12 protein-coding genes and 1 pseudogene are annotated in these 12,680 nt (G+C 42.6%); 6 read left to right on the plus strand and 7 right to left on the minus strand.

Going from position 1 to position 12,680, the window contains the following annotated elements; all coding sequences use genetic code 11:
- The first annotated feature begins 321 nt into the window (after positions 1 to 321).
- Together pyrG and eno are read left to right on the plus strand one after the other, a co-directional pair.
- Positions 322 to 1,959 carry a glutamine hydrolyzing CTP synthase gene (gene pyrG, locus ACUN2T_RS07610; RefSeq protein ID WP_445496954.1) on the plus strand — a complete coding sequence of 546 codons (1,638 nt, stop codon included), beginning with the start codon at positions 322 to 324 and terminating at the stop codon, positions 1,957 to 1,959.
- 72 nt (positions 1,960 to 2,031) lie between these two features.
- The gene (gene eno, locus ACUN2T_RS07615) at positions 2,032 to 3,333 is read left to right on the plus strand and encodes a phosphopyruvate hydratase (protein WP_445496955.1); all 1,302 of its coding nucleotides are present in this window, start codon (positions 2,032 to 2,034) and stop codon (positions 3,331 to 3,333) included.
- A gap of 304 nt (positions 3,334 to 3,637) precedes the next feature.
- On the opposite strand, the pseudogene ACUN2T_RS07620 reads toward eno, so the two are convergent.
- A pseudogene (locus ACUN2T_RS07620) lies at positions 3,638 to 3,739 on the minus strand (RNA-guided endonuclease InsQ/TnpB family protein); the annotation flags it as partial.
- A gap of 964 nt (positions 3,740 to 4,703) precedes the next feature.
- Between ACUN2T_RS07620 and ACUN2T_RS07625 the strand changes: the two are divergent.
- A complete protein-coding gene (locus tag ACUN2T_RS07625; RefSeq protein ID WP_445496956.1) occupies positions 4,704 to 6,089 on the plus strand; it encodes an SLC13 family permease in 1,386 nt (461 codons plus the stop codon).
- Positions 6,090 to 6,124: 35 nt separating this feature from the next.
- Here ACUN2T_RS07625 and ACUN2T_RS07630 read toward each other — a convergent pair whose 3' ends face one another.
- A complete protein-coding gene (locus ACUN2T_RS07630; protein WP_445496957.1) occupies positions 6,125 to 6,325 on the minus strand; it encodes a hypothetical protein in 201 nt (66 codons plus the stop codon).
- Entirely contained in the window at positions 6,318 to 6,599 is a 282-nt protein-coding gene (locus ACUN2T_RS07635; RefSeq protein WP_445496958.1) for a hypothetical protein, read from the minus strand. The genes ACUN2T_RS07630 and ACUN2T_RS07635 overlap by 8 nt, the downstream gene beginning before the upstream one ends.
- A gap of 290 nt (positions 6,600 to 6,889) precedes the next feature.
- Here ACUN2T_RS07635 and ACUN2T_RS07640 point away from each other — a divergent pair, with 290 nt between their 5' ends.
- Together ACUN2T_RS07640 and ACUN2T_RS07645 are read left to right on the plus strand one after the other, a co-directional pair.
- Positions 6,890 to 7,123 (plus strand): AbrB/MazE/SpoVT family DNA-binding domain-containing protein, encoded by a 234-nt coding sequence (locus ACUN2T_RS07640; RefSeq protein ID WP_445496959.1) that lies wholly within the window; start codon positions 6,890 to 6,892, stop codon positions 7,121 to 7,123.
- Positions 7,110 to 7,526 carry a PIN domain-containing protein gene (locus ACUN2T_RS07645; protein WP_445496960.1) on the plus strand — a complete coding sequence of 139 codons (417 nt, stop codon included), beginning with the start codon at positions 7,110 to 7,112 and terminating at the stop codon, positions 7,524 to 7,526. Before ACUN2T_RS07640 ends, ACUN2T_RS07645 begins: the two co-directional genes overlap by 14 nt.
- A 200-nt stretch (positions 7,527 to 7,726) precedes the next feature.
- On the opposite strand, the gene ACUN2T_RS07650 is transcribed toward ACUN2T_RS07645, so the two are convergent.
- The 3 genes from ACUN2T_RS07650 to gloB all read right to left on the minus strand — a co-directional run bounded on the left by ACUN2T_RS07650 (position 7,727) and on the right by gloB (position 11,425).
- Entirely contained in the window at positions 7,727 to 8,443 is a 717-nt protein-coding gene (locus ACUN2T_RS07650) for a 2OG-Fe(II) oxygenase family protein (protein ID WP_445496961.1), read from the minus strand.
- 793 nt (positions 8,444 to 9,236) lie between these two features.
- Positions 9,237 to 10,601 (minus strand): murein transglycosylase D, encoded by a 1,365-nt coding sequence (mltD, locus tag ACUN2T_RS07655; protein WP_445496962.1) that lies wholly within the window; start codon positions 10,599 to 10,601, stop codon positions 9,237 to 9,239.
- A 71-nt stretch (positions 10,602 to 10,672) separates the two neighbouring features.
- On the minus strand, positions 10,673 to 11,425 hold the full coding sequence (gloB, locus tag ACUN2T_RS07660; RefSeq protein ID WP_445496963.1) for a hydroxyacylglutathione hydrolase: 753 nt from the start codon (positions 11,423 to 11,425) through the stop codon (positions 10,673 to 10,675).
- A gap of 43 nt (positions 11,426 to 11,468) precedes the next feature.
- On the opposite strand from gloB, the gene ACUN2T_RS07665 reads away from it, so the two are divergent.
- On the plus strand, positions 11,469 to 12,185 hold the full coding sequence (locus ACUN2T_RS07665) for a class I SAM-dependent methyltransferase (RefSeq protein ID WP_445496964.1): 717 nt from the start codon (positions 11,469 to 11,471) through the stop codon (positions 12,183 to 12,185).
- On the opposite strand, the gene rnhA is transcribed toward ACUN2T_RS07665, so the two are convergent.
- Positions 12,182 to 12,652 carry a ribonuclease HI gene (gene rnhA, locus ACUN2T_RS07670; RefSeq protein ID WP_445496965.1) on the minus strand — a complete coding sequence of 157 codons (471 nt, stop codon included), beginning with the start codon at positions 12,650 to 12,652 and terminating at the stop codon, positions 12,182 to 12,184. The genes ACUN2T_RS07665 and rnhA overlap by 4 nt on opposite strands.
- Positions 12,653 to 12,680 lie beyond the last annotated feature (28 nt).

Below are 12,680 nucleotides of genomic sequence, written 5' to 3' on the forward strand. Positions count from 1 at the left end.
ATAAACGCGCAACCTTGGCAAGATTAATTCTAATAAAGTCAATGAGTTAAAGACTATATGGCTGATATGTAAAGAATTAAAGATTTAAAAATTCTTTAATCTTTAGGCAATAAAATCGTTTGACATTAAGAAGAGCCAATCACGATTGGCTTCATGAAAAATGAAGTTTGTGTACGTACTCATGTCTGCATTGAAAATGCTGTGAGGGGAAAAAATACCTTTATTGCGTGCAGATTATTTGTAGCGAATTTAAGGTTCGGGTATACTGCTTTCCCGTCCTGTTATATCCATCATCTTTAAACCTAAACTTTCAGGTTCAGCATGAAAACTAATTATATTTTTGTGACCGGCGGGGTCGTATCCTCTCTGGGTAAAGGCATTGCCGCAGCCTCTTTGGCCGCTATACTTGAAGCCCGTGGACTCAATGTCACTATTATGAAACTGGATCCGTACATCAACGTCGATCCGGGGACGATGAGCCCAATCCAGCATGGGGAAGTTTTCGTTACTGAAGACGGCGCTGAAACTGATCTCGATTTAGGTCACTATGAGCGTTTCATCCGCACTAAAATGACGCGTCGTAATAACTTCACCACGGGTCGGGTTTATTCCGAAGTCTTGCGTAAAGAGCGTCGTGGCGATTATCTGGGAGCGACCGTTCAGGTTATTCCTCACATCACCAATGAAATCAAAGATCGCATCATCAGCGGTGGTGAAGGCCATGATGTGGTGCTGGTAGAAATCGGTGGTACTGTCGGTGATATCGAATCATTGCCATTCCTTGAAGCGATTCGTCAAATGGCAGTAGAAGTTGGCCGTGAGCACACGTTATATCTGCACCTGACACTTGTTCCTTATCTGGCAGCGGCTGGGGAAGTAAAAACCAAGCCAACCCAACATTCTGTAAAAGAGCTACTTTCTATCGGTATTCAGCCGGATATTCTGATTTGTCGTTCAGACCGCGTCATTCCTGCTAATGAGCGGGCAAAAATTGCCCTTTTCTGTAACGTGCCGGAGAAAGCGGTTATCTCCCTAAAAGACGTTGATTCCATTTATAAAATCCCAGGGCTATTGAAATCTCAGGGTTTAGATGATTATATTTGTAAACGATTCAGCCTTGATTGCCCGGAAGCAAATCTGTCCGAATGGGAACAGGTTATTTACGAAGAAGCCAATCCTGTCGGTGAAGTGACTATTGGAATGGTGGGTAAGTATATTGAACTGCCCGATGCGTACAAATCGGTGATTGAAGCGTTGAAGCATGGCGGATTGAAAAATCGTCTGACGGTTAACATCAAACTGATTGATTCCCAAGATATTGAAACCCGTGGCGTTGAACTGCTAAAAAATCTGGATGCGATTCTGGTTCCTGGTGGTTTTGGTGGTCGTGGTGTAGAGGGCAAAATTATGACAGCCTGCTATGCTCGTGAGAATAAAATTCCTTATCTGGGGATTTGCTTGGGGATGCAAGTTGCCTTGATTGAGTTCTCACGCCATGTTGCGGGCTTGGAAAAAGCCAGCTCAACAGAATTCGAACCTGATTGCCGGTTCTCGGTTGTTGGCCTGATCACCGAATGGCGTGATGAGGAAGGTAATTTAGAAGTGCGTAGCGAAGAGAGTGATCTCGGTGGAACGATGCGTGTGGGTGGTCAGCCATGCCATCTGACAAAAGACAGCCTAGTGCGTACCTTGTATGGGGCAGATACCATTGTTGAGCGCCATCGTCATCGTTATGAAGTTAATAATTTGCTGTTGAAACGTATTGAAGATGCCGGTCTGCGGGTAGCAGGTCGTTCAGTAGACAATAAATTAGTGGAAATTATTGAAATTCCAGACCATCCTTGGTTCGTGGCTTGTCAGTTCCACCCAGAATTTACTTCCACTCCTCGTGATGGTCATCCGTTGTTTGCCGGTTTTGTCAAAGCAGCCGGTAAATACCAGAAAGGCCAGCTCAAATAAGATGTGCAGTAATTGACGGCATGGCGTATGCCGTCAATTACCTGAAATGTAACTTGTACTGAGGAAAACCTAATGTCCAAAATCGTTAAAGTGATCGGTCGTGAAATCATTGACTCCCGTGGTAACCCAACCGTAGAAGCAGAAGTGCATCTGGAAGGGGGCTTTGTTGGTTTAGCGGCTGCGCCATCAGGTGCATCTACCGGCTCCCGCGAAGCGTTGGAACTGCGTGACGGTGACAAATCCCGCTTTATGGGTAAAGGTGTACTGAAAGCTGTTGATGCAGTAAATGGACTTATTGCCCAGGCAGTTATCGGTCAGGATGCTAAAGATCAGGCTAACATCGACAGGCTCATGATCACCCTGGATGGTACTGAAAACAAATCTAAATTCGGTGCTAACGCGATTCTGGCGGTTTCTTTGGCTAATGCGAAAGCAGCGGCAGCAGCGAAAGGTATGCCATTGTATGAGCACATTGCTGAACTGAATGGTACTCCTGGTAAATTCTCTATGCCACTGCCAATGATGAACATCATCAATGGTGGTGAACACGCGGATAACAACGTTGATATCCAGGAATTTATGATTCAGCCGATTGGCGCAAGAACGCTGAAAGAAGCGGTTCGTATCGGTTCTGAAGTGTTCCACAACCTGGCTAAGGTTCTGAAAGCGAAAGGGATGAGCACCGCTGTGGGTGACGAAGGTGGTTATGCGCCTAACCTGGAATCCAACGCTGCTGCACTGGCCGCGATCAAAGAAGCGGTAGAACAGGCAGGCTATGTTTTGGGTAGAGATGTTACTCTGGCGATGGATTGTGCTGCTTCTGAATTCTACAACTCAGAAACCGGTAACTACGAACTGAAAGGTGAAGGTAAGACTTTCACTTCTCAGGAATTCACTCATTATCTGGAAGATTTGACCAGAAAATACCCAATCGTATCTATCGAAGATGGCTTGAATGAATCTGACTGGGATGGTTTCGCTTACCAGACGAAAGTATTGGGTGAGAAGATTCAGTTGGTTGGTGACGACCTGTTCGTTACCAATACTAACATCCTGAAAGAAGGTATTGAGAAAGGTATCGTTAACTCCATTCTGATTAAATTCAACCAGATCGGTTCTCTAACTGAAACTCTGGCAGCGATCAAAATGGCAAAAGACGCAGGTTACACTGCGGTAATCTCTCATCGTTCCGGTGAAACTGAAGATGCGACCATTGCTGATCTGGCAGTAGGTACAGCAGCAGGTCAGATCAAAACCGGTTCTATGAGCCGCTCTGATCGTGTTGCTAAATATAACCAACTGATCCGTATCGAAGAAGCTTTGGGTAACCGTGCTCCTTTCTATGGCTTGAAAGAAGTAAAAGGCCAGGCTTGATCGGCATTAAGTATTAGTTAAACAGGAGGGGTAAAACCCTCCTTGATGCCTTAATAAACATATTTATTAAGGCATTATAGGTTGTTGATAATCCTTCATAAGGGTAATAACCCGATAATTTCTATAACGTCAACTTTTGAGTTTTCCTGAGCCGGATGTTCGCCAAGCGAAGCCAAGATGAATGTGGTCAATTACCGAGGATATCCGTGGCGTTCGATCATCATGGGATATTCCGCCTCCAGTTCTTGATAAATAACCTCAGTGACTGCTCCCCGCCGTAAAAAACGGCGAGGCTTCCCACTTCTCAAGCCGCCACCGTCTTTATGACGGATTGACGCTGGCCTCCGTGGGCAGAAACGACGTGTCCCGCCGCCTGTAATTCTGTTATGCCCTTGCGCTGTCGGTTAAATGTCTCCTTCAACGGTCATTCAGCCAGTCGATAATTATCGACTGGCTGATTTGTTGTTGCACTTATTAGTCGAATCTGCCAGTGATTAAGGATTTTTAAAAGTGGGTAAAAAACTCGATGCTATACTGACATTGGAAGAGAAAACGGGTTTTAATTTGATTAAGAAAGTGACCAAATAGATAGCATTAATCCAATAACAGGAGTATGCGGTTATATCAAAACATTTAACCCGATTAACTGAGAAAAAAGGAATAAAAAAGTTTATTTAATCTTATTAAAAATGGTTAAAGGAATAAGGGTTGTCTTAAAATCATTAGCATACCTGTTCTCCTCTTTGGTTTTAAGTCTAAAAAATAAAATATAAAAGAGGGAAAAATTAAGTATCAGTGTAATGAAAACGGTTAAGTTAAGTATGGTTCAGGAAACGAAAAAACCATTAGGTTTAAAAAAAATGTTAAAACTTTTTGCTGATTAAAACCAGAAGCTCAAATAATGGCTTTTAATAACCGTTTAAAACCTACCCGTCATAAAGCTATCGGTGAAAAATGAAAAAAATGGTCTTATTAATGTTTAAATGCCCGTCCAATCTATAACCTTTCTGGTAAATCAATTCGCCAGATTTTTAACCATCGTTGATGCTAAAATACCCTCTTGTTTTTTTAATGGGTTTGCCAGCAGCTTGAGGAAAAGTCAAACTCACCTGCTTTGATGCCCAAAAAAACTGCATAAAACGTAACGATTTCCTATGCCTATAAAGGTGTAATCATGTGATGTAACAACGAAAATCTGTATGAAATACCGTCTATTATAATTTTATTGATTGGTTCTTGCGCTTTAGATCCCAAAATTCAAAGAACTGTATTTGCTTCCTGGAGAAGACTCCTTATATTCGCACGTCTTGTATTTTTTTAACAATTGTAGCAATGGTGGATCAGATATCACCGGCGCTAATGGAGTCACCATGGATGTTTCTGAATCTTTAACCACAGCTATAAGGCCAAATTTTTCGAATAAAAAAGGCTTAATTATTCTGGCTGCTGATATTGCATTACTATTTATTCTACTTAATGCATTACCATTTGGTGAAAAGGCTAATGCAGGTTTAGCACTAATGGTATTTGTTGGCGTACTGTGGCTTACCGAAGCTATTCACGTCACTATTACTGCATTATGTATTCCAATTCTGGCAGTGGGTATGGGATTGATGAATACGGGAGATGCGCTGAAATCTTTTGCTAATCCCATTATCTTCCTGTTTTTTGGTGGTTTTGCTCTGGCAACTGCACTTCACATCCAAGGATTGGACAGACTGATTGCTAACCGTCTACTGATGATTGCCCGTGGACGTTTGTCTGTAGCAGTGATGTTGTTGTTTGGTGTGACGGCAGGTCTTTCCATGTGGATCAGTAACACAGCGACTGCCGCGATGATGCTGCCATTAGTTTTGGGTATTTTGTCTAACCTGGATGTGCGTTCTGAGCGCCATACGTTTGTATTTGTGCTGTTGGGTGTAGCTTATAGTGCAAGTATCGGTGGCTTAGGTACTTTGGTGGGAAGCCCGCCAAACGCGATTGCAGCAGCACAACTGGGTATCGATTTCTTCAATTGGATGAAGTTTGGGGTTCCGTTGGTGGTTATTCTGTTGCCAATGATGGTGGGTGTTATGTATCTGATGTTGCGCCCGAATTTGAATCATAAATTCGACATGAAGCTGGAAAAACTGGATTGGACTGGCAATCGTCTGGTGACTATGCTGATTTTCCTATTAACCGTATTTTGCTGGATCTTTAGCACGGTTATCAGTTCTGTCTTAGGGGGTGTGAAAGATCTGGATACCATTATCGCTGTCGGTGCTGCCGTTCTGATTGGTATAACGGGGGTGGCGAGTTGGTCCCAGATTCAGAATAACACCGAGTGGGGTGTGTTGATGCTGTTCGGTGGTGGCCTGACTTTAAGCGCTGTTTTGAAAAACTCAGGTGCTAGTGAAATCATGGCGAATGGTATGGCCGCCACTTTCGGTGTAAGCCACTGGTTTGTGATTATTGTTGCAGTAGCTGCGTTTATTATCTTCTTGACTGAATTTACCAGTAATACAGCAAGTGCAGCTCTGTTGGTACCCGTATTTGCAACGGTTGCGGAAGCATTGGGTATGCCGATAATAACGCTGACGCTTATTATCGGATTTGGGGCATCCTGTGCCTTTATGTTACCAGTTGCTACACCACCTAATGCGATTGTTTTCAGCTCCGGTCATATTAAACAGACTGAAATGGTCAGAGTGGGTATGGTGCTGAATATTGCCTGTATCGCGATCATCTCGCTGTTTGCTTGGTTATTCTGGTTGTAACTGAAAATTGACTCATGTCCCTCTGGATACAATAATTATTCAATATCCCCATCAAATGTATGGTGGGGAAATAAAGCCAGAGGGCGAAGATTCATAGAGAAAGATTTGTCGAACGCGTCAGCCAGAAATCCAATATTGTCAATGTAAGGCCAATGACCAATCCGACGGATAGCCCGGCCATTGCTGTGCTTGAACCTCCTGCGACTAACCCAATAGTGGCTAATGGCACTAAGCATAAGATCCCCAGATTATGGAATGTTTCTGCAAAGGCCAGAACCATACCTTTGTTAGGGCCTGCTCGTGTTGCAGAGCGTAGGAAAATGCATAGCTGGATACCAGCCAGGATGCTCCGACCGCCGTTGTCCCGAAGGCCACTGCAAGAGGGTTAAGCATGGATGACAACATGAATTCGGTTGCGCCAACAAAGAATACGGTGACTGAAAGGATAAATAAAAACGTGTATTTTGTACTCTGTTCCAGAGTGGATGAATATTGTGTTTTTTTGTTCATAAGATCGATTTAACTCCATATGTAGAGAGATGTTCGTATATTTCTTGTGGTAAAGCGTGATCAATTGGTAACGTGAAAAAGCTATTGTGAAATGCTTAGGATGGAGATGATGTCAGACTAGATCAGGCTGATGTGAAAGTATTCGGTATTGCAAAGCAGGGGAGGAAGCTCATCACCTACAGGAAACCTGGTAAAAGTCTTCCCTGTATTCGGGCGAGATACATTTGGTTAAGCTTGTATTTTGCAAGAGTGGATATACAATAAAATTGTATATCTAAGGAAGTAATATCATGCAAGTAGCAAAATGGGGTAACAGCCTTGCCATACGTCTGCCGGCTAGCTTAGTTGAAATTCTGGAATTGCGTGAAGGTGATGATATTGAGATTGTAGTGGATGATCCGCGTACCTTCGCCGTATGCAAGAAGCCTGGATCTGAGGTGTTGTTGGAGCGTCTTCGGACATTCCGCGGTAAGTTGCCGGCAGATTTCAAGTTCAGTAGAGATGAAGCGAATGGTAGGAGCTAAGTCTTGTGGTTTCATTGACAGCAATGTGGTGCTCTACCTGCTGTCGCAAGACGTGATCAAGGCCGATAGTGCTGAAGCGCTGCTGAAGGCGAATCCGGTCATCAGTGTGCAGGTGCTCAACGAAGTGGCACACGTGTGTGTGCGTAAACTTAAGATGAGTTGGGAAGAGATAGCGGAGTTCTTCGATATTGTACGTAGTTTTTGCAAAGTCGTGCCTCTTACGGTTGAAGTTCATGACCGAGCTAGGCTTATTGCAGAGCGTTATCGCTTGTCATTCTACGATTCTTGTATTGTGGCGGCTGCGGTCATCGTAGGTTGTCGGACGCTCTATAGTGAAGACATGAATCACGGGCAGATGTTGGAAGACAGCTTGGTTATTAAAAATCCATTCTCATATGTCTGACGATTTGGTGAGCCCGAGAGGGATCGAGGTTCACCTGCTGATTTAACCTGACAGACATCGATATATACCCGTTATCTTTCAAGTTGCCTCTTTGTTGGCTGCACTCACTCACCCCGGTCACATCGTTATCTATGCTCCCGGGGATTCGCTCCCTTGCCGCCGCGATCCATCTTGAAATCCATAGGGTATAAAGGTATCTGTCAGCTCAAATCTGCGTTATGGCCTTGATTTATTGTGCGTTCTGTACGAACAACGCCATGCACATTGGCCCGAACATTTGGCATTAAATTTTCTGTCAGCACTTCGATCGAACTACCAAAGTTAATGATCAGGTATCCCGGAACAGGATCAATAGCCAAAAGTTCATCATTTATGTAAGCCAATAGGCCACGTTCAGTCGATCTTAGGATGGTCACCCATCCTGAATCCCGATGAAATTTAGAGCCTCGGGTGGCTTTCTCTGATCGGAAGTGGTTAAACGATAACATTTGGTTCCTTAGGCCTTCTGAAATACCATTGGTGACGAGTTCCCAATCACGACGAGGAATGCCAACATAAGTTAGCACAGAGCGTAGTATACATATGCCGACGTGTGCCATATGGTGACCCAGTGTCGCGACCTCTGATGGCATGAGGTTCCAGTGTTCCCGTTCGACGCGGAAATGTTCCCATTGATCATGTTCTCGGTCGAAATAACCTTCGTGACCATTGGAAAAAGTACATGATTTGAATCCCGTATAGGGTCGAAGGTCACCTTCCGTGGCGGGTTCAAAGAAATGGTATGCAAATCGATCGCTATATTCAAAATCCATATATGATGGTGCTTTCAGGAGGAAAAAACCATCCCGGAGTGCTCGGTTAAAGCCGCCGTTGTCAGTAAAAATAAGATTATCTCCTTCTAGATAGGAGCGAGCCATGTCTGCTGATTTGTATATTTTTGAGACTTCGCTTTCCGATGGCATTGGTGGTAGTTTGACTGGCGTTCGCATTGTTGATGATGTTGTCATAATGATAGTCCTTAGATGCGGTGAAAGAACTTTTGTTTATTCTTTTGTATCTCGGAAATGCATATTACCGATATTACATGTGGTGCTTATTTTTATATTGTTTTCTTATCGTGTATTAATCTGTTTTTTCGTTATATCAAAGTCTGGATAATTATATTAACAAGTTTATTTGTTAAAACGCTAAGTAACTATTCGGCAAAGTAATTGATATTGATTGTTAGCTATCCTAGCTGACTTTTTGAATATTACAAGAATTTAATAGTTTATATATGAAAAATAATTGAAATATAAATAGCAACAATGGAGTCATATCTTTTTAATTGGTTGTTAATATGAAATCTTTATAAATTACTTGGTGATACTTTATTGCTTTTGTTATTTATTGTTAAGTGTAATGGTTTGTTAATGATATTTTTATAATTTTCATTAAGTATAGTAATTAATTTTTTATCGTGATTATATTATTTAAATGCTATTTCTTAAATAGCATGTTTAACATCTTGCGATATTGGTAATTAATCCGATTTTAATAATTGAGTGTTATATTTATCAATTGATTATATGGTTTCATTGTACTGTTTATCAATTCGTTTAATTTCGGAAAGAGTCAGCTAAGGTTTACTTCACTAAAGATGAAAAGATGGCCCAAAAAGAGGGCCATCTATTATTTTTCTACAACAATAAGACACTGCTGGAGAAGGTCTTAAACTTCATCATAATATTCATCAACATAAAGCATTAATTCAATTCCTGGTTTTACCTCAGTCGTTTTGATGCCATTGTTCCAGTTCATTACGTCCTGAATATTGATACCGTGACGTTTAGCAATACTGGCAATTGAATCACCTTGGCGGACACGATAAATAATAGCATTGTTATTATTTACCCTTAATATTTGTCCAATTTTCAATAACCTGGATGTTTTTAGGTTATTCATATGTTGTAATTCACGGGTAGAGACATTAAACCGTTTTGCAATAGCGGATAATGTATCTCCTGAGCGAACTTTATATTGATTTTGCTTATTCAGTCGCCGGTTGTTCTTTGCAACTTCCTGGCGCATATTGCTCAGAATAGTTTCATTTGCCAGCGAGTTTTTAAACTGATCAACTTTTGCCTTTGGCAGCATGATGTAATGCGGACCGTTAGGCGATGTGACTCCCCGTTTATATCCAGGGTTATAGGCTTTAATGGACGTCAGGGACATGCCAGCCATTTCTGCGGCTTGAGACAGTGTGATTTGCTGACCAACATCAATCTGATCAAGTGCTCGTTGATTATTGGATTTTGGTAGCGTAATGCCATATTTATCACTGTGGCGAATGACATCACTGAGCGCCAGAACTTTAGGTACATAGAGCGCAGTTTCTCTTGGCAGTGATAAGGACCAAAAATCGGTTGATCTACCTTTTGCTGCATTTTCTTTCATTGCACGCATAACACGGCCTTCGCCGCTGTTGTAAGCAGCAATAGTCAATAACCAGTCACCATTGAACATTTTATTAAGGCGTTGTAACAGATTCAGGGCGGCAGTTGTTGAGGCCGCAACGTCCCGGCGTGCGTCATACCATTTATCTTGAGTGAGACCGTAGCTGCGACCCGTGTCCGGGACAATCTGCCACAGACCTGCTGCTTTAGCGCGTGAGGTAGCATGCGGGTTAAAAGCACTCTCCACTATGGGTACCAGTACCAGTTCCATCGGCATATCGCGCTGCTTGATTTGCCTGACTATCCAGTACATATACGGTTCAGCCCGTAAAGTTACATCGTGGAGATAGCTCTTGTTTTTCAGGTAATAATTTCGTTGTTCACGAACCCTGTGATTATCAGGGATCTGCATCCTCAACTCGTCACGGATGTATCTCCACAGCTCCTGTTGAGCGCTGGGATCACCATCCTTCCAGTAGGCAGCAAACTGATTGGTGCCATCAGTTGCTGCTATCTTGCCTGTTTTTAGACTCGTTGAAGACGAATTCTGTGCCCGTTGCCCGGCTGTCGTCGACCAATCAGGTCCGGATTGACAGCCAACCAGCAAGACAGATGCGAACAGAATCGCTTTTGTCTTCATAATTAATTTTTATAGTTGCTTAAAAGACGAGCAATAATACTTATCTTGGCTTGAGATAGCAACTATCTAAATCAGAATTGGTCTTTTTGTATTCTTAGCTGACGGAAAACGCTGGAAAGCGGTTGAGAATGAGGTGTGATTCCAATATTTCTTTGTAAATCAATGTCATCACATTTTAAGAAAATATTGATTTTTTTCTCAGTTTGTAACGTGGTTGGTATTGTTGGTTGATTATTTTCCCTCATTCTAGTTACTTTTTGCTGGTATTCGCTAATAGTCTGATTGGGCAAAACAGCGTGAGCAAATTTCATATTTGAAACGGTATATTCATGGGCGCAACAGATAAGTGTGTCATCAGGTAATTCAGCTATTTTTCCTATAGATGCGTACATCTGTTCAGCGGTGCCTTCAAAGAGACGCCCGCAGCCACCAGAGAACAATGTATCTCCACAAAAAAGGTAAGGAGCTTGATAAAAAGCGATGTGTCCCAGAGTATGGCCTGGAACATCAATAACCTGGAAAGAAAAACAACCAAAATTGATGCTATTACCTCCACGTACTATTATTGTGGTGCCTTTGTTCTGGGTTTCCTCTGGGCCGTATACTGGCAGATCAGGGAATTGAGCAATAATCCCAGGGACGCCACCAACATGATCGTGATGATGGTGGGTAAGTAAAATTGCATCGGGTATCCAGCCACGGGATTTCAAGGTATCAAGAACAGGTTGTGATTCTGCCGGATCAATGATTACAGAGTGTCTATTTTCATCACAAAGTAACCAAATGTAATTATCCGAAAGGGCAGGAATGCTGATAAGCTCCATTGTATGCCTCTTATTAACAGCGGTTTATTAAGGAAAAGAAGCCATGAAATCTGCACATACAACACAGAACATGAGTCCCCCGGCTTCTTGGTCTGATTTACCTTGGGGGGAGTATTACCGTGCCGCTTTGGAACATCAATTACAACCCTGGTGGCAAAAAATATTTGGTTTCCATCTGTTGAAAATCGGTAATTTGAGTGCTGAGATTGACAGCAAGGAGTGTTCGATCTTCAATCAGATTAATGTGGGTAAGGAAGGAAAGAATATGCAGGTGATTTCCGATCCTTACCATCTGCCGTTTGAAGAAAAGTCTGTTGATGCTTGTTTGCTGAGTCATGTGCTGGCTTACAGTGCTGACCCTCATCGCCTTTTACGGGAAGTTGACCGGGTGATGATTGATGATGGCTGGCTTATCCTCAGTGGTTTCAATTCATTGAGTCTGCTGGGTTTAGGGAAATTGGTACCAGGATTATGGCGGCATCAGCCCTATTGCAGCCGTATGTTTTCTCTAATGCGTCAACTTGATTGGTTGAGTCTGCTTAATTATGAAGTGATGTATCGTGGGAGTTTTCAAGTATTACCCTGGCGAAATGAAGCCGGCTTTTTTAACCGGCATTTGCCTGTATTTGGTTGTGTAAGTCTGATTATTGCCCGTAAGCGGACATTGCCATTAACGTTAAACCAGATAAAAATGACGCTATTAAGGCCTAAACTGGGTAGTGCTGTTGGTGTAACAAAATGTTACCGAAAGCGCGATTAATCTGTATTTTCAACATACCCGGCATCAGTTTTGGTTGGTGAGTTTGCGGCGGCTCGAGCCAATTCATCACAACGCTCATTTTCGTCATGCCCGGCATGGCCTTTAACCCATTGCCAGTCAATATCATGGCGGGTAATTGCCTGATCGAGACGTTGCCATAAATCGACGTTGATGACAGGCGATTTATCTGCTTTACGCCAGCTGCGCTTTTTCCAATTATGGATCCATTGTGTAATACCTTGGCGCACGTATTGACTGTCGGTGGTTAATACAATTTTGCAAGGACGGGTCAGGGTTTCCAATCCAATAATTGCGGCCATCAGCTCCATTCTGTTGTTGGTTGTGTGATAAAAACCGTCACTGAGGGTTCTTTCGTGTTGTTGATAACGTAATAAAACACCATATCCACCTGGCCCTGGGTTTCCAAGACAAGATCCATCGGTGAAAATTTCTACCTGCTTGCTCATATCTGGTAGACTCTTCTTATTCAATCCA

The organism is Photorhabdus machadonis, assembly GCF_052657765.1.